Annotated in this window: 16 protein-coding genes and 2 tRNA genes; 11 read left to right on the top strand and 7 right to left on the bottom strand. The window is 62.8% G+C overall.

Features of this window, described 5'->3' with window-relative positions; genetic code table 11:
- Positions 1-91: 91 nt before the first annotated feature.
- Positions 92-1,027, bottom strand: a complete 936-nt coding sequence (locus tag ACX80B_RS00240) for an acyl-CoA thioesterase (RefSeq protein ID WP_459291854.1) — start codon at positions 1,025-1,027, stop codon at positions 92-94.
- Positions 1,028-1,127: 100 nt separating this feature from the next.
- Here ACX80B_RS00240 and ACX80B_RS00235 point away from each other — a divergent pair, with 100 nt between their 5' ends.
- Together ACX80B_RS00235 and ACX80B_RS00230 are read left to right on the top strand one after the other, a co-directional pair.
- A complete protein-coding gene (locus tag ACX80B_RS00235; protein ID WP_459291852.1) occupies positions 1,128-1,625 on the top strand; it encodes an acyl-CoA thioesterase in 498 nt (165 codons plus the stop codon).
- Positions 1,626-1,632: 7 nt separating this feature from the next.
- Complete coding sequence (locus ACX80B_RS00230; protein ID WP_459291850.1) at positions 1,633-2,316, top strand: hypothetical protein; 684 nt, start codon at positions 1,633-1,635, stop codon at positions 2,314-2,316.
- A gap of 29 nt (positions 2,317-2,345) precedes the next feature.
- Here the strand turns inward: ACX80B_RS00230 and ACX80B_RS00225 are convergent, their stop codons facing one another.
- Positions 2,346-2,795 (bottom strand): globin, encoded by a 450-nt coding sequence (locus ACX80B_RS00225; protein WP_459292821.1) that lies wholly within the window; start codon positions 2,793-2,795, stop codon positions 2,346-2,348.
- A gap of 101 nt (positions 2,796-2,896) precedes the next feature.
- Between ACX80B_RS00225 and ACX80B_RS00220 the strand changes: the two genes are divergently transcribed.
- From ACX80B_RS00220 to ACX80B_RS00200, 5 genes are all read left to right on the top strand, one after another.
- The gene (locus ACX80B_RS00220) at positions 2,897-3,934 is read left to right on the top strand and encodes an NAD-dependent epimerase/dehydratase family protein (protein ID WP_459291848.1); all 1,038 of its coding nucleotides are present in this window, start codon (positions 2,897-2,899) and stop codon (positions 3,932-3,934) included.
- 204 nt (positions 3,935-4,138) lie between these two features.
- Positions 4,139-5,305, top strand: coding sequence for an ABC transporter substrate-binding protein (locus ACX80B_RS00215; protein ID WP_459291846.1), 1,167 nt, complete (start codon positions 4,139-4,141; stop codon positions 5,303-5,305).
- Positions 5,306-5,395: 90 nt separating this feature from the next.
- Entirely contained in the window at positions 5,396-6,271 is an 876-nt protein-coding gene (locus ACX80B_RS00210; RefSeq protein WP_459291844.1) for a branched-chain amino acid ABC transporter permease, read from the top strand.
- A 2-nt stretch (positions 6,272-6,273) separates the two neighbouring features.
- Positions 6,274-8,016 (top strand): branched-chain amino acid ABC transporter ATP-binding protein/permease, encoded by a 1,743-nt coding sequence (locus ACX80B_RS00205; RefSeq protein WP_459291842.1) that lies wholly within the window; start codon positions 6,274-6,276, stop codon positions 8,014-8,016.
- Complete coding sequence (locus ACX80B_RS00200) at positions 8,013-8,726, top strand: ABC transporter ATP-binding protein (protein WP_459291840.1); 714 nt, start codon at positions 8,013-8,015, stop codon at positions 8,724-8,726. Before ACX80B_RS00205 ends, ACX80B_RS00200 begins: the two co-directional genes overlap by 4 nt.
- A gap of 97 nt (positions 8,727-8,823) precedes the next feature.
- On the opposite strand, the gene ACX80B_RS00195 is transcribed toward ACX80B_RS00200, so the two are convergent.
- Complete coding sequence (locus ACX80B_RS00195) at positions 8,824-9,312, bottom strand: OsmC family protein (RefSeq protein WP_459291838.1); 489 nt, start codon at positions 9,310-9,312, stop codon at positions 8,824-8,826.
- 54 nt (positions 9,313-9,366) lie between these two features.
- Positions 9,367-11,943 carry an aminopeptidase N gene (pepN, locus tag ACX80B_RS00190; RefSeq protein WP_459291836.1) on the bottom strand — a complete coding sequence of 859 codons (2,577 nt, stop codon included), beginning with the start codon at positions 11,941-11,943 and terminating at the stop codon, positions 9,367-9,369.
- Between the two features lie 172 nt (positions 11,944-12,115).
- Between pepN and ACX80B_RS00185 the strand changes: the two genes are divergently transcribed.
- The 3 genes from ACX80B_RS00185 (at position 12,116) to ACX80B_RS00175 (ending at position 15,495) form a co-directional block, all read left to right on the top strand.
- Complete coding sequence (locus ACX80B_RS00185; protein WP_459291834.1) at positions 12,116-13,936, top strand: gamma-glutamyltransferase family protein; 1,821 nt, start codon at positions 12,116-12,118, stop codon at positions 13,934-13,936.
- 123 nt (positions 13,937-14,059) lie between these two features.
- Positions 14,060-14,584 carry a ribose-5-phosphate isomerase gene (locus ACX80B_RS00180; protein WP_459291832.1) on the top strand — a complete coding sequence of 175 codons (525 nt, stop codon included), beginning with the start codon at positions 14,060-14,062 and terminating at the stop codon, positions 14,582-14,584.
- A 5-nt stretch (positions 14,585-14,589) separates the two neighbouring features.
- Positions 14,590-15,495: an Fpg/Nei family DNA glycosylase gene (locus ACX80B_RS00175; protein ID WP_459291830.1), complete on the top strand. Its 906-nt coding sequence runs from the start codon at positions 14,590-14,592 to the stop codon at positions 15,493-15,495.
- Positions 15,496-15,522: 27 nt separating this feature from the next.
- On the opposite strand, the gene ACX80B_RS00170 is transcribed toward ACX80B_RS00175, so the two are convergent.
- From ACX80B_RS00170 to ACX80B_RS00160, 3 genes are all read right to left on the bottom strand, one after another.
- Positions 15,523-15,993, bottom strand: coding sequence for a Fur family transcriptional regulator (locus ACX80B_RS00170; protein ID WP_459291828.1), 471 nt, complete (start codon positions 15,991-15,993; stop codon positions 15,523-15,525).
- Between the two features lie 11 nt (positions 15,994-16,004).
- Positions 16,005-16,478 carry a Dps family protein gene (locus ACX80B_RS00165; RefSeq protein ID WP_459291826.1) on the bottom strand — a complete coding sequence of 158 codons (474 nt, stop codon included), beginning with the start codon at positions 16,476-16,478 and terminating at the stop codon, positions 16,005-16,007.
- Between the two features lie 240 nt (positions 16,479-16,718).
- Positions 16,719-16,792: transfer RNA gene (locus tag ACX80B_RS00160), tRNA-Gly, on the bottom strand.
- Positions 16,793-16,915: 123 nt separating this feature from the next.
- On the opposite strand from ACX80B_RS00160, the gene ACX80B_RS00155 reads away from it, so the two are divergent.
- Positions 16,916-16,988: transfer RNA gene (locus ACX80B_RS00155), tRNA-Pro, on the top strand.
- Positions 16,989-17,036 lie beyond the last annotated feature (48 nt).

Raw genomic sequence — 17,036 nt, 5'->3', positions numbered from 1 at the left:
TTTAGCTGCTGAGCAATGAGGGGAGGTTTCCATCGGAAGCCTCCCCTCACTCGTTCGCGCGTCTATTCAGGCACACGAACTCACTGAGTGACTATTTGGGAATGCGGACCATGCCTTCCTGTGCCACCGAGGCGATCAAGTGGCCGGCCTGATCAAAGATCCGGCCGAACGACAATCCGCGTGAGCCCGAAGCGTTGGGGGAGTCCTGGACATAAAGCAGCCACTCATCCACGCGGGCAGGACGGTGCCACCACATTGCATGATCGAGGGACGCGACGCTCATTCCCTCGGTGATCCAGCTAAGGCCATGCCGCCGAAGGACCGGCTCCAGCAGGGTGTAGTCGCTGGCGTAGACCAAAGCCGCCCGGTGCAGATCAGGATCGTCGGGCAGCGGACCAAGTGTCTTCATCCATACCGCGTTGTGTGCGGTTCGTTCGCCGTCGACCTGCAGGTAGATGCTGGATTCGATATGCCGGACGTCGAAGGGGCGTTCGTAGGCCCAATGCTGTGCCACCGGATGGTCAAGAGCGCCCAGGAGGTCGGCTGTACTTGGCATATCCTCCGGATCCGGGACGCCCTCCGGCATCGGATCCTGATGCGTGATCCCATCATCCGGAACCTGGAAGGACGCAATCATTGAAAGGATGGGTACGCCGTCCTGGTACGCATGGGCGCGGCGGGCCGAAAAGGAGCGGCCGTCCCGCAACCGCTGTACTCCAAAGGTAATCGGCCGGTCCGCATCACCTGGCCGGAGAAAATAGCCGTGCATGGAATGTACCGGTCGATTGTCGTCCACGGTACGGATAGCAGCGGCCAGGGCCTGGGCCAGTACCTGCCCCCCGAACACCCGGGACCGGGGCTGGGGGAGCGAGACTCCGACGAAGATTTCCTCATCCGTTTGCGCCCCGTCCGCTTCGCTCAGATTCAGCAACTCAATCAGTGCCTTCGTCGGATCCTGCTTCTGCGGTATGCCGGTGTTGGCGGTCTTCGTCAAGGTGCGCTCCTCGCGATGGATCTCCCGCGGCATGTCGCGCACGGTAACTCGACTGTAGAGCTTGGACAGGCCTGCTCTCAACTGCAAATCACCACGGTTCGTGCTCGGAACAGGCATTTGAGAGTATAAGGAGATGGAATCCAAGAAACATCCGGGCTTACAGTTCCCGATACAGATCCGCTTCGACGACATCGACTCCTATGGTCACGTAAATAACGTCACCTTCCTGACGTACTTGCAGGACGCCCGCGTGCAACTGATCCACAGATCGCTTGGCGCCGCTGCCGGAGCGGGTGCTGCCGAGGAAGACACGTTCTATGACTTGGTCGGCAAGGGAAATTTTGCCTTGGTCGGCCGTCATGAGATCGAATATCTTGAGCCTCTGAGTTTCCGGCCGGTTCCGGTGTACGTGAATATTTGGGTCACCCATATGGGTGGCTCCAGCTTCGAATTCGGTTACTCGGTCGCGGAGCAGGACGGCGCCAAGGTTTATGCACAGGCCACTTCCGGAATGGTCCTGGTGAGCAAGGAGACGGGCAAACCCATCCGGTTGACCGACGCCCAGCGCCATGCATTGCAGGAATGGTCCGGAGACCCGGTCAGCTTCCGCCGCCGGCCCAAGTTTTCCTAAGGACTACATGAGGAACGACGACGGCGCCAACGCGGCGCTGCTGCTCGCGGATGCCCAGATCGCCTCAGATCTGCGCACGTATGTCACCCGGGCAAGGGCCGTGGACGACGGCGGGATCCGGCTCCAGGCGGCAGGCCGGGTTCTAGCCGCATATGTGTGCATGATGCAGCCTAAGCTGCTGGGGGAATCCACTCCCACCATCCTCGGACTCAGGACCATGGGTCTGGCGAGGCCTGCCGAACTTGACGTTACGGTGCCCCTGGCCGCGGTTTCCGACCGGTTGGCCAGGCTGAACGACCGCGTTGCCGACCCGGTATCGAGCGTCGAACTGGCCGTTCCCCCGATGAGCGTGAACCATAGCTGGTCAGGGGTGAGTCCGCCGAGGTCCGGCTGGTCGAGCATGTCGGAATTGCCAGGCCAGGAACTGATAGACATCGCGAAATCCGGCATTCAGGAAGTGGCAGAAATCGTACCGGTCAACCCAGGGGCGCTGATCGTCAACAATGCCCGGGGAGCAGTATGGGGACGTTCCATCCGCGACACTGATGTTCCGGCTGGCGCAGCCTTTGCCGCCTACGGGCTGGGCTTCCTGCAGCCGGATCAGCCGGTGCAGGTCTTCGGGCACGACCGCTGGCTTCGACTCAGCAGTGCGGGCGGACACGTGTTGGTGCGGCCTGCGGTGACTTTCTAAGCTGCGCTGGATTCAGCGGCATGGCCGGATCAGGCGCAGTTGACCATCGAATGTGCGGCACGCTCGAGGTAGTCCCAAAGCGTTGATTCATGCAGCGGTGAAAGCTCGAGCGTGTCGACCGCGTCGCGCATATGCTTCAACCACCGGTCACGTGCTTCCGGTGTGACTTGGAAAGGCATGTGCCGCATCCGCAACCGGGGATGGCCTCGCGTGTCGCCGTAGGTTTTTGGCCCTCCCCAATACTGCTCGAGGAACATGCGCAACCGCTCCTTGGCCGGCCCCAAATCCTCCTCTGGATACATCGGCCGCAGGAGCTCGTCCCGGGCAACACCTTCATAGAAAACGTCGACCAATTTCACGAACGTCTCATGTCCGCCGACGGCGTCGTAGAAATTATCCGTGTAGGCAGGCTGATCATACTTCTGCCCCACGGGTGTCAGTTTCGCCAGCGGCTCGCCAAAACGGGAGGGGATCGACATCGGGCCTGGTTCGCCGGATGGTCCAGGGTTTTGCGCAGTCATGCAAACTTCTCTTTGTCGGATGAGGGCTAAATTCCACCCTACCGCCGTAGGCTGTTGCTATGCGTATTCTCGTACTCGGCGGAACCGTCTTCCTCTCCGCTGAAATCGCCCAACAGGCGCTGGACCGCGGCCACCAAGTCACCTGCCTTGCCCGCGGAACGGAATCCCGGCCCCCTGCCGGGGCCGAATTTGTGCGCGGCGACCGGGATGACGGTCCGCGAAGCTACGCCGGGCTACAAGGCGAGTGGGACGCCGTCGTCGACGTTTCCTGGCAGCCAACCCATGTGCGGCAGGCGGTCGAAGCACTCGCGCCGCGGGCAAAGCATTGGACTTACGTCTCCAGCTGTTCCGTTTATGCGGACAACAGCACGCCGGGCGAGGATGAATCCGCCGCACTCCAGCCCGCACTCGAAAGCCGGGACAATGGCGAGGTTGAGGGTTCGAAGTACGGTCAGGCGAAGGTCACCTGCGAGCAAATCTGCACTGCGGCGCTGGAGGGCCGGCTCCATATCTGCAGGCCAGGGCTGATCGGGGGTCCGGGCGATGGCAGTGACCGCTTCGGCTACTGGCCGGCAAGATTCGCCCGCGATAATGAGCCCGTCCTCGTGCCCAACATTCCGGACGCTCCGACACAGACAATCGACGTCCGTGATCTGGCGGGGTGGATCCTGAACGCCGCGGAGAACGGTGTTGCTGGAACGTTGAACGCGCTCGGGGAGGGCATTTCGTTCGGGCGCCTGATCCGGTTGTGCCAGGAACTGGCCGAGTCGACCGCGCCCACCATCTGGGCGGATCCGGCCTGGCTGGTGGACAACGACGTCGCCTATTGGGCCGGTGAACATTCCTTGCCGCACTGGCTCCCGGAGGGGTACGAGGGATTCGCCGCGCGTTCGGCAGAAGCGGCGGTCAACCGGGGGCTGACCCGCCGGCCGGTGGTGGATATCCTGGTGGACACCCTTGAAGATGAACGACGCCGGGGGCTGGGCCGCGAGCGGAAATCGGGCTTGTCTGCGGTCACCGAGCAGCTGTTGGTGGAGCGATGGCGGCGTCAGCTCGCCGGGGGACCGGAGCACGGCGGGCTCGAATACGAGATCTGACTCGGCAACAGGGGATAACGGCTTGCCCGTCTGTCCCGGGGTGTGGTTGAACGTGATCTGTTCCACAGTATGGTAAATTTGCGCTGGTTCCGCAGTCGATTGGATGGGGTCTGAACCGCACAGCGGTGGAGTGAAACTCCCGCGGCGGAACCGCAAACCGTGCGTTATTGCGCACATACTCGTGCCTTACCAAGGAGAACCTCATTGGGACGTAAATTTCTTTCTGCCACCGCCTGCAGCTCAGCTCTGCTCCTCGCGCTGACCGCCTGCGGCTCTTCCTCAGAGTCCGAAGACGTCGCGCTGACCGGCTCCGGAACAGGCGCCGAATGCACCATTGACGCTGAGGTCCCCATCGCGGCGACGTTCGGCCTCACCGGCGCGGCCGCGCAGTACGGACAGGGCCAGAAGAACGCTCTTGAACTTGCCGTGAAGAACCTGAACAAGGCCGGCGGTGTTACCTATGATCTCACCGTCGAGGACTCGCAGACCGATCCTCAGCAGGCGATCCAGTTGTTCCAGGGGTTCATCAACGACGGCGCGAGCATCATCGTGGGCCCGACCCTTTCCAACACGGCCAAGCAGACCAACCCAGTGGCGCAGGAGAACCAGACTCCGGTAATGGGTGTTTCCAACACGGCGTCGGGCATAACGGAGATCGGTGACTACATTTTCCGTGTCTCGCTCACCGAGGAAGCGGTGATCCCGCAGACCGTCGAGGCAGCTAAGGAAAGTCTCGGACTGGAGAAAGTTGTCGTGATGTACAGCAACGACGACGCCTTCACCGAGTCCGGCTACCAGGCCTTCGTCGCCGCTCTTGAGGAGAACAACGTCGAGATTGTCGAGACGCTGACGTTCTCCAAATCCGACACGGACTTCCGTGCACTGCTGGACCAGGTCAAGGGCACCGACGCGGACGCGATCGTCGTCTCGGGTCTCATCGAGGCTGCGGTGCCGCTAGTCACGCAGGCCCGCGACATCGGCATCGACCTTCCCATCATCGGCGGCAATGGCTTCAACTCGCCGGCGCTGATTGAAAGCGCCGGCAAGGCAGCGGAAGGCGTCATTGTGGGTGCGGCCTGGAACTCCGCCTCGGACAATCCGCAGAACACGAAGTTCCTTGAGGACTACACGGCCGCCTATGACGGCCAGCCTGATCAGTTCGCTGCGCAAGCCTATGCGGGTATGCAGGTTATCGACCACGCAGTCCGGGCAGGATGCTCCGGTGAGCGCGAGGATATCAAGACTAACCTGGGCAACATCGAGGACGTTCCGACCGTACTGGGCGAGGTCACGTTGAACGAGAACCGTGACGCCGAGCATGAGGCTCTCGTACAGGTTGTCGAGAACGGCGAGTTCACGATACTCGACTAGAACCGCAATCCGGGGTGTATCACTCCCGGAACAAAGCCGTGCGCCGGACCGCACAACGTGCCGGCGCACGGCTGAGTTAAGGATATCTTTATGCAGCAGTTCATGGATGGCATTTTCCTGGGCTCGATCTACGCCCTCTTCGCCATCGGCTTCACCTTGGTTTTCGGCGTCCTCGACCGGCTGAACCTGGCCCACGCGGCAGTATTTTCGGCCGGAGCATTGATCGGAATCGAGGGCGTCACACGTCTCGGTATCTCCATTTGGCTGGCGATCCCGCTGGTCATGATCGCCGGGGCCCTTATGGGCATCTTGATTGAACGGATCGCCTTCCGTCCACTCGGAAAGCGCCATGACGCCCACTTCGGCGGACTGATCTCGTCCATCGCGTTGGGGACCATCATCCTGGCCCTCCTGCAGGCGCGGTACGGGCCGGATACGCGGCGCTTTCCACCGGAAGCGTTCCCCAGTACCCGGTTCGAATTTCTGGGTGCGACGGTATCGCTGCTGCAGGTGGTGATTCTGATCATCAGTGTCTCCCTGATGCTGATCCTGACGTGGGTGGTGGCCAAATCCAAGCTGGGCCGCGGTATGCGCACCATCGCCGAAAATCCGCATGCGGCGTCAGTCCTCGGTCTGAACGTCAACCGGATCACCAGCACGACCTTCGCAATCTCCTCCGCACTGGGCGCCGTCGCCGGTGTGCTGTTCACCCTGAACGTCAACGCCGCGTCCCTTGGGCTCGGACACGCGGTCGAGCTGAAGGGGCTGGCGGTCATCATCGTGGGAGGCATGGGCTCGCTGCCCGGAGCCCTTGTGGGAGGACTTGTCCTCGGTCTGGCCGAGGTTTACGCGGTCAACTATGTCGGCAGTTCCTGGCGGGACATGGTCGCCTTCGGTCTGCTGTTCCTGATCCTGATCCTCCGGCCGCAGGGACTGTTCGGCGCCCGTAAGACTCGGGAGGTCTGACCATGATCTTCGAATATTCGGCCCTGGTGACGCTGATCGCGCTGACTGCGATCCTCGCCTACAGTTTCTACGCCGTCCTGCTGGCCGGCCAGCTCAGCCTGGCGCAGATTGGACTGGCGTCCCTCGCGGCCTTCACCTCTGCCTTGGTGGTCCCGGCCGAACCGCTTTTCGGGTTCATTCCGCCGCTGGTGATCGGAATCGTTTTCGGAATGAGCGTCGGCATGATTGCTGCCTTCATCCTGGGCCTTCCCGTCATCCGGTTGCGCGGTGTCTTCCTGGCCATCGCCACGCTCGCTTTCGCCGAAATGGTGCGGATCTTCCTGATCAACCAGACCTGGACGAACGGTGCCCAAGGCATGTCCTTCCCCAAACTGGTGGGACCAGTCAGTGCATGGCTCATACTGATCCTGGTTGCATATTGGTTCTGGCGGCTGGCCGGCTCCCGGCTGGGGCGTGCCTTCGACGCCATCCGCGAGGATGAACTCGCCGCCGGCTCCATGGGCATAAACGTCGCTCGCTACCGGATGGCGTCGTTCGTCATTGCCGGGGCGATATCGGGTCTCTATGGCGTGCTGTTGGCTTATTTCTCCCGCTTCGCAGACCCGAACGGGTTCTCCTTCGTTGCCGCGGTCGACGGGCTGGTTACCGCCGTCGTCGGAGGCGTAACGCTGTTCATCGGGCCCATTCTCGGGTCAGTGTTCCTCTCCGTGTTGCCTGAGCTCCAGCGCACCCTGGGGATCGATGCCGGGTGGATCCGGCCGATGATTTCCGGCGTGCTGCTGCTCGTCGTCATCCTGTTCCTGCCCGGCGGATTGTCCAGTCTCATTCCCCGGCGCAAATCTGCGGTGAAGCTGGAAACGGATCCGGCACTGATGCCGGCGCTGGCCCCGCTCCCGGAGCGCGGAACCGAGATCGTCCGGCTGCAGGGGCTCGGCAAGCATTACGGCGGTGTGCATGCCGTCCGCGAAGTCGACCTGCACCTCGAGGCCGGCGAAATCCTCGGCCTCATCGGCCCCAACGGCGCAGGCAAGACAACGCTGGTCAACATGGTGACCGGACTGACCCCGCCGTCGTCGGGAACGGGAACGGTGCTGGGCAACACACTAACGGTGAGGACCAGGGCGCACCGGCTCGCCAAGTCCGGAGTTGCCCGCACCTTCCAGCAGATCAAACTCTTCAACCGGCTCTCAGCGCTCGAGAACGTCCTGGTCGGCGGCTACCGGATCGGCAAAGACACGCTGCTGCGCAGGCTGATCTTCCTTCCCTCCGCACGCCGGCAGGAGCGGGAACTGCTGGCGATGGCATCCACCCAACTGGCGAGGGTGGGACTTGCCGATAAGGCAGCCACCGCGGCTGGTGACCTTTCCTATGGCGATCAGCGCCGGCTGGAAATAGCGCGGGCCCTCGCGGCGCATCCCACACTGCTGGTTTTGGATGAGCCGGCGGCGGGCATGAACCATGTGGAAGCGGCGGGTCTTTCCGAGCTCATCCGGTCGCTGGCCGACGACGGCATCACCGTTCTCGTGATCGAGCACAATGTGCGGATGATGCTGCAGACATGCGACAGGATCATCGTCTTGAACTTTGGGGAAGTCATTGCTGCCGGTGAGCCGGCCGACGTCGCGCGTGATCCACAGGTGCTTGAGGCCTACCTTGGGTCCGACGCGGATGACGATGCCCCGCAGGCGGAACCAGGCACGGGCCGCCACGCGGCCGCCACACCCGAACCGGAGGAGCAGCGATGAGCGCACCGATCCTGAGCGCCGAAGGACTGCAAATCAGCTACGGCCACGTCGACGCCGTCCGGGGTGTCTCACTGGAGGTCCAAGCCGGTTCGCTGGTGACGCTGGTCGGGGCCAACGGGGCTGGCAAAACTTCCATCCTGAATGCCATTTCGGGTCTTGTGCGCCCCCGCTCGGGGGTGATCCGGTTCAAGGGTGAGGACATTACCAAGTGGCCGTCCCACCGGATGGTCAAGGCAGGACTGGTCCAGGTCCCGGAAGGGCGCGAGATCCTGGCCGCCCTGACCGTCGCGGAGAACCTCAGCCTGGGCGGCTGGCACCGCGGCAAGACGCTGCGGCGGAACGTCGACCGGATGTATGAGCGTTTCCCGGTGTTGAAGGAGCGGCAGAAGCTTCAGGCCGGTGCACTATCGGGCGGTGAGCAACAGATGCTGGCGATCGCGCGTGCCTTGATTGCCGAGCCGGAGGTCCTGTTGCTCGACGAGCCGTCAATGGGCCTGGCGCCGAAAATCGTCGACGAGGTTTTTGCCGTCATCGACCAGATCAGGCAAACGGGTACGACAGTGGTACTGGTTGAGCAGAATGCCCGCCGCGCCCTCGCGGCAGCCGATTATGGCTACGTAATGGAGACTGGGGAGATTTCCCACTCCGGGCCGGGACGTGAATTGCTGGCCGACGAAAAAATTATCGAAGCGTATCTGGGCCTGAGCTGACCCGGCCAGTTGGCCGCTGCGGTATCAGGGCCCGCTCCTGCAACTACCGCGGCCACGGTCGGATCAGTTCTGCTCCGGACGCCGCAGCCATGGGAGGTCAGTCCGCTGCGGTGATCTCCGGCTCGTGCTTGACGGGAAAGTTCACCGAGCGGCCGATGAAACATGCGCCTGCCGCATCTCGGTGCAGCGTCCGCGCGAGTTCAACCTGGTCTGCGGCGGCGACCACCACGCGGGGATGGAGCGTGGCGGCGATGAATTCGCCGCTGCCGTCACGGTTCAGCTTCAGGGTGCCTTCGGCGTGGTCGGTGTACTCGGTAACCACGACCCCCGCAGCTGAGGCCACATGGAAGTAGGACATCATGTGGCACTGAGTCAGGGCGGAGAGCAGCAACTGCTCAGGATTCCAACGGCTTTTATCACCATGGAACGTCGGGTCGGCGGAGCCCAATAGTTTCGGTACACCGGGGGCTTCAATTTGGTGATTCCGGCTGTATTTCCTATAGCCGGTTGTTCCCTCTCCAAGGTTGCCGGTCCATCGAACCGTCACCTCGTAATGATGTTCCTCCAGGCTTCCCGAGCGTGCCATTTCCTACCTCCTGGTGTTCTTTTTGCCCTCAGCGCCCCTGCTCGAAAATTCCTGCTAAGACTGCTTGTCAGCGGCCTGGGCTTTCAGAGCACGGACAACGCCGTCGCGGCTCTCCAATATCAGGCGGCGCAGTGACGGCGACTCGTCGCCCAATGTTTCGAGAAACCCGTCGGTCTGCTCGATGGTCTGCCGGGTGGTCAGCTGCGAGGGGTAGAGCCCGACGACGATCTGCTGCGACAGTTCGTGGGTGCGGGTCTTGACGATTCCAGGCACCGCATCGAAGTACTTGTCGGCGAAGGGTTCGAGGAGCTTCGTGTCGTGGACCCGTCCGAACCCGGCGATCTGGGCCTGCTGAGTCGCTTTCGAATACTCATTATTGACGACGACGGACTCCCACACCTCGGCCTTTGCCTCCGGAGTCGGGATGGCGGCCTTCGCCAAGGCGGCAGCTCGCTGGCCGCTGGAGGTGTTGTCCCGCGCCAGCTCCTCCTCGATTTCGGCAGCACCGAAACGGCCGCCGGCAATCAGCGAAGTGAGCAGGTCCCAACGGAGGTCCGTATCGACGTCGAGCCCCTCCAACGCGAGCGCCCCGGCAAGCAGGCCGGCGACATTGTCGAGCTGTTCTTCGGTCCGCGCCTGGCCGGCGAAAGCCTTGATGAACTGCAGCTGGGAATCGGATCCTGGGACGGCTGACTGGGCCAGTTCCCACAGGGAATCAGCTGCGGCAATGGCCGTCGATTCCTGCGCCGTGGGGTGGACGTAGAAGGTCAGGGTGGAGACGAGCTGGCGGAGCAGTACGAGCACGACCGAGGAGTCCGACTCGTGGGCAATATTGTTCAAGATCAGCTCGACATAGTCCCGGGCCGGAGTTTCGCCGTCGCGGGCAGCATCCCAGGCGGAACCCCAGACCAGTGTGCGGGGAAGTGAATCCGCGAAGTCCTTCAAGTGACGCTTCGCGGTTTCCAGCGACGAATCGTCCATCCGGATTTTGGCGTAGCCCAGGTCGTCGTCGTTGAGCAGGACCAGATCCGGGCACTCGAGTCCGAGCAGACCGGGAACTTCTGTGCGTTCGCCGGAGACGTCCAATTCGACCCGGTGGTTCCGCACCAGCTTGCCGGTGCCGGTTCCGTCCTGTGCCACATCAAGGTCGTAAAACCCGATCGCGAGCCGGTGCGGCCGGAGGGTGGGGTAATCCGCAGGGGCGGACTGGACGATGGTGAAGGATGTGATGATCTCCCCGCCGTCGGTTTGAATTTCCGGCCGCAGAGTATTGACGCCTGCAGTTTCGAGCCACTGCGCAGACCAATCTTTCAGGTCCCGGCCGCTGGACTTCTCCAGTTCAACGAGCAGATCGTTGAGTTCGGTATTCCGCCAGGCGTGCTTGCCGAAGTATTCGCGGACGCCCGCCATGAACTCCTCCTGGCCGACCCAGGCTACGAGCTGCTTGAGGACGGACGCGCCCTTGGCATAGGTGATGCCGTCGAAGTTGACCTGCACATCCTCCAGGTCGTTGATCGGGGCGACAATCGGATGGGTGGTGGGCAGCTGGTCCTGCCGGTAGGCCCAGGACTTCTCCATCGAGGCAAAAGTGGTCCAGGACTGCTTCCACTCGGTGTTCTCCGCCGCGGCGAGGGTGGACATGAACTCGGCGAAGGATTCGTTCAGCCAAAGATCGTTCCACCAGCGCATTGTGACCAGGTCCCCGAACCACATGTGGGCAAGCTCGTGCAGGATGGTGATCGCCCGCCGTTCGACCATGGCGTCGGTGACCTTGGAGCGGAAGATGTAGTTTTCCAGGAAGGTGACGGCGCCTGCGTTCTCCATGGCGCCGGCGTTGAACTCCGGGACGAAGAGCTGATCGTATTTTGCGAAAGGATATGGTGTGCCGAACTGCTGCTCGTAGAACTCGAACCCCTGGCGGGTGAGTTCGAAGACGTTATCCGCATCCAGATACTGCATCAGTGACTTGCGGACAAACACGCCCAATGGAATCGTGCGGCCGTCGGAACTGGTCAATTCGCTGCGCACTGACTGGTACGGACCTGCGATCAGGGCCGTAACGTAGGAGGACATTACGGCCGTCGGTTCGAAGTCCCATGTGGAACTGGCGCCGCCGTCGTGCTCTGGTTCCTTCTGCTTTGGCGAGGGCGTGGGGGAGTTGGAGATGATGTCCCAGTGCGACGGCGCGGTCACTGTGAACTTGAAGGATGCTTTCAGGTCCGGTTGCTCGAAGACGGCAAACATGCGGCGCGAATCCGGCACTTCGAACTGGCTGTAGAGGTACACCTCGCCATCAACCGGATCCACGAACCTGTGCAGCCCTTCGCCGGTATTCATATACAGCGCGTCGGCCACAATACGCAGCTCGTTCACAGCGGCGAGTTCCGGCAACTGGATGCGGACGCCGTCGGACACCTCCGCAGGATCCAGCTGCTTGCCGTTGAGGACAACCTCGTGCACGGTGTCGGTCACCGCATCGATAAAGGTGGAAGTGCCAGCTTCGGCGTTGAATCTGACGAAAGTCGTGGAACCGAAAATCTTCTCTCCACGGGTTAGGTCGAGGATGACCTCGTAGGACTCTACATTGAGCAGCTCCGCACGCCCGCGAGCTTCTTCACGGGTCAAGTTCATGCCTGGCAAAGTAGCGCCTCCAGTGTTGTGAGTATCAAGGCCCTGCGCAGCGCAGGAATAAGACAGATTTAGTCATTCTCTCACTCAAGCCGGTTTTGCCAAGTTCATCGGCGGGCGAACGGATTCTGCCGGGACGGCAAAATCCATATCGGGTACGGGTTAGGCTACAAATATGACCTCTTCCTTCACTCCGGCTGACCAGTTCACGACCCGTCCGACGCTGCGCGGGACGTTCGGTATGACGTCCTCGACGCATTGGCTGGCGACGGCGGCTGCGCAGGCGGTGCTTGAGCGCGGCGGCAACGCCTTCGACGCTGCGGCCGCGGGCGGGTTCGTGCTGCATGTAGTGGAACCGCATCTGAACGGTCCCGGTGGGGATATGACGGCCATTGTGGCCGGCGTCGGCGGCACGCCGCAGGTGTTGATGGGGCAGGGTCCTGCTCCGGCGGCGGCCACGATCGAGCACTATAAGGGCGAGGGCGTGGATATGGTTCCCGGCGCGGGTGGACTTGCCGCCGCGGTGCCTGCCGCCGTCGACGCCTGGCTGCTGCTGCTGGCCGAGCGCGGCAGCTGGGAACTGGCCGACGTACTGGCCTTCGCCATCGATTACGCCCGCAACGGGGCCCCGATGGTCGGACGGGTCGGGGCGACGATCCGGGCGGTGCAGGAACTGTTCACCGAGCATTGGCCGACGTCGGCACAACTGTGGCTGCCCGAAGGCAAGGTCCCGGCCGAGAACGAGCTGGTCAAGAACCCGGCCTACGCGCGGACGCTGGAACGGCTGATCGAAGCCGGCCAGGGGGAACCGGACCGGGCGGCACGGATCGAAGCGGCCCGCCGCGAATGGGGCTCCGGATTCGTCGCCCGCGCCGCGGAAGAATTCCTCAAGACACCGCACCGGCACTCGAGCGGAACCGATCACGCCGCGGTGATCACGGCGTCGGACTTTGCCAACTCCTCCGCAACCTTTGAACCGGTGACCTCCATCGACTTCCGCGGGGTCACGGTCACCAAAACCGGTCCCTGGGGACAAGGACCGGTACTGCTGCAGACGCTGGCGATCCTGGACGGCTTCGACGACGCGGAGATCGACCCCTCAACGGCCGAGGGCGCGCACAACGTCCTGGAGGCACTCAAACTGGCCATGGCCGACCGCGACGCGTACTACGGCGACCCCGAAAGCGCCGCCGACGTACCGCTGCAGGTGCTGCTGTCGAAGGAGTACGCCGATGCGCGGCGGTCACAGATCAGCCCGGCGGCCTCACACGAATTCCGCCCCGGGACAATCGACCGCTTCATCCCCTACTATCCGCCGTTGCTGACCGAGCAGGAATGGAAAGCCACCCCCGCCGGCGATGCGCCCTCCGGTGCCGCCGGCGAACCCACGGTCAGCAAGGCCGGCGAAACCCGCGGCGATACCTGCCACATCGACGTCATCGACCGCTGGGGCAACATGATCGCCGCAACACCGTCCGGCGGCTGGCTGCAATCCTCGCCGGCAATCCCCGAACTCGGATTCTGCCTCGGCACCCGGCTGCAGATGACCTGGCTCGACGAAAGCGCCCCATCGGCGCTCAAACCCGGCCGCCGCCCGCGCACCACCCTGACCCCCACCATGCTCATGATCGACGGCGAACCAGTCACCGCCCTCGGCTCACCCGGCGGAGACCAGCAGGAACAATGGCAACTGATGTACCTGCTGCGCACCATCGTCGGCGGCTACACCCCGCAACAAGCCATCGACGCACCCAGCATGCACACCACCTCGTTGGCCGGCTCCTTCTGGCCCCGCACCTGGGAACCCGGCGGAGCCGTCGTCGAAAACCGCCTCGGTGAAGACGTCATCACAGATCTCGAACGCCGCGGACACATCATCACCCGCGCCGGCGACTGGGCCCTCGGCCGGCTCTGCGTCGCGGGAAAGAACAACGACGGCAGCTACTACGCCGCCGCCAACCCCCGCGGCGCACAAGGCTACGCCGCCGGAAGGTAGCGAAAGCCGGCACCGTAAGTGCTCGAAGAATCGGACATTCTGGTGCCCCGAGGCTAAGCACCGTCGCGCCGCACCCAGTAGGCTGTTCTGCGGACCCGATTTGAAGAGCCAGAATGGAAAAAGATGCGTGTACATATCGCCACCGACCACGCGGGCATGGAGCTCAGCGCCCACCTGCAGCAGGATCTTGCCGCCAAGGGGTATGAGGTCGTCGACCACGGTCCCCAAGTGTATGACGCTCTGGACGACTACCCTGAGTTCTGCATCAACGCAGCGAAGGCCGTCCTCGCGGACGAGGCGGCGAACATCGACTCGCGTGGCATCGTGCTCGGGGGATCCGGAAACGGTGAGCAAATCGCGGCCAATAAGGTCAAGGGCGTTCGGGCCGCGCTGGCGTGGAGTACCGAAACGGCCGTTCTGGCACGGCAGCACAACAATGCGAACGTTGTCGCTGTCGGCGGCCGCCAGCATTCGGTGGAGGAAGCGGCGGGGATTATCGCGGCCTTCCTGGCCGAACCGTTCAGCAATGAGGACCGCCATCAGCGGCGGATACGGCAGATCGCCCGGTTTGAATCCACCGGCGAGCTGCCCGGCGATCGTGGCTCCGGCCCCGCAACCGGTGCCTTCCCGCTGCCGGAAACCGACTAGATCCGATGCCGGAGGGGCACTCCGTACACCGGCTTGCCAGGCAGTTCAATTCCGTTTTCGCCGGGCACCGGGTTGCCGTCAGCTCTCCGCAGGGACGCTTCGCCGCCGGGGCGGAACGGCTCGACGGGCATACCTTGACCAGTGCCGCGGCGCACGGCAAGCAACTGTTCCTTGACTTCGATAATGACCTGCTGTTGCGGGTTCACCTGGGCCTGTATGGGGCCTGGGACTTCGGCGGAGACGCCACATTCCGTGGTGCCTCGAGTATCGGTGCCCCGCGGCGGGTGGGGGAGCGGGAAATCAGCGACGACGACGGCGGCGCTTCAGTAGCAGCCCCGCGGGCCTACTCCGGTCCGCCGGAGCCTGTTGGGGCCGTCCGCGTCAGGCTGGTCGCCGAACATGGGTGGGCGGACCTGCGCGGGCCGACGGCCTGCGAGGTAATCACCGAAGCCGAGGCCGCCGTCGTACTGTCCAAGCTTGGACCGGACCCACTGCGGCCGGACGCCGATCCGGATGAATTCGTCCGCCGGATCACCTCACGGGGAAGTCCACTAGGGCTGCTGCTGATGAACCAGGATGTTATTGCCGGTGTAGGCAATGTCTACCGCGCAGAGGTGTTGTTCCGGCAGCGGCTGAATCCGTGGCGGTTGGGGAAATCCCTCTCTGGCGAAGAAGCGCGTTCGCTGTGGAAGGACATTTCTACGGCGATGGGCGACGGCGTCCGGGATGGCCGGATCATTACGACCGCGCCCGGGGACCGTACCAGCCTGGACCCTGACGTCCCGGCCGAGGACGCGCATTACGTGTACAAACGCGCAGGGCTAGAATGCCGGATCTGCGGCACGCCGGTGGCTCTCGCGGAGATGAGCGCCAGGAAGCTCTACTGGTGCCCCAGCTGCCAGCAGGACTGATCCGCTTCCTGCTGGGTCGGGTGCAGGCTATGCCCGTGCCTTTGACCGTTCAGTGCACTCGGGACAGAGGCCCCTAAGGATCACCTGTGCGGATTCAACTGTTGCGCCGGGGACCTCCGACAACAGCGAGCCGTCGATGGTTGAATCGCTGGGAACATCAATCAACGCATTGCACTGCCGGCAGATGAAATGGTGATGGGATTCTCCCCGGACCTCATACAGCGTGGTGCCGGGTCCGGCGTCGACCACATCTATCAAACCGGCGTCGACCAGTGCTTTCAAGGCGTTGTAGACGCTTGTCCGTGGCAGCGACGGACCGACGGCGGTGATGGAGACGGCAACTTCATCGGCGGAACGGTGCCCGCCCTGGTGCGCCAAAGCGTTGTACACGATCAGCCGAGGACCCGTGACCCGCAGGCCACGGCTCCTCAACCGTTCGCTGAGTTCATCCACGCCGAGCGGCTGCCCGGACGCCGGAGAACCGGAATCTTTCGCCATGACGGACCTAATCAGACCGTGCGGCTCGAATCGAGGAACCAACGGTCCTTATCCAGCCCGCGGACGATCTCAATCGCAACGTCCTGGCTCGTCTCGTCGAGCTCGCCGAGGGGTGCAACAGTCTCGCGGACCTTGTCGAGGGCGGCATCAATGTGCTTGACGACCTCGTCCACGGCAGTGTCCGTGGTAATGAAACCGGTGGGGAAGGCAGGAGCTGCCGTTTGCTTGGCGACGGCGGCCAGGGTCGCGTCGATCGGCGTGCCGAGAGCGACAATCCGCTCCGCAGCCAGGTCAGCGAAGGCGCGTGCATTATCGACAATGGTGTCGAGCAGCTCGTGCACGGGGACAAAGTTGGGGCCCTTTACGTGCCAGTGGGCCTGCTTGCCGGTTACGGAAAGCGCGGTCAGTTCGACGACGACGGGACCCAGCAGCTGGGCAACGCCGGCGGCTGTAGGTGCTGGTTTTACGTTTACGGTGGCAGTCATGGTGATTCCCTTCCAAGCCAAGGCAGTGCGGGTTCCAGTGAGGTTAGCCTAAGCTCTTTATACAAGATCCAAATTTTGAATCTGTACAAATAATACCGCTCCCTGTTGAGGAATCAATGAAGGAAGGCCTTGCTTACCTGATGAACAAGGGCGCGGCGGGCAAAAAAATAGACCCTCACCTGTGGTGGGAGTCTATATATTATGCGCCGGTGTGTCGTTAGCCGCGGCTTCAAGGGCAAGTGGAGGGGATGACGGGAATCGAACCCGCGTAATCAGTTTGGAAGACTGAGGCTTTACCATTAAGCTACATCCCCGAAGAGACCTGTCCGGGTGCTCCAAAGAACGTTTTCCGAACGGGTATAACTACATCATACCGGTAGCCCCAGGTGTCAAATGTGCACGCGGGGCCAAATGCCCGTAGACTGTTCTGTGCACTACGGGGCGTAGCGTAGTGGCTAGCGCACCTGCTTTGGGAGCAGGGGATCGCAGGTTCGAGTCCTGTCGCCCCGACGTATCACCTTCGAATTATCTCCAGACCCCTACATTTATCAGGAGTGC

Source organism: Arthrobacter monumenti, from assembly GCF_054511255.1.
Note: the sequence above shows the minus strand (reverse complement) of the source record. Positions and strands in the feature narration are given on the sequence as shown.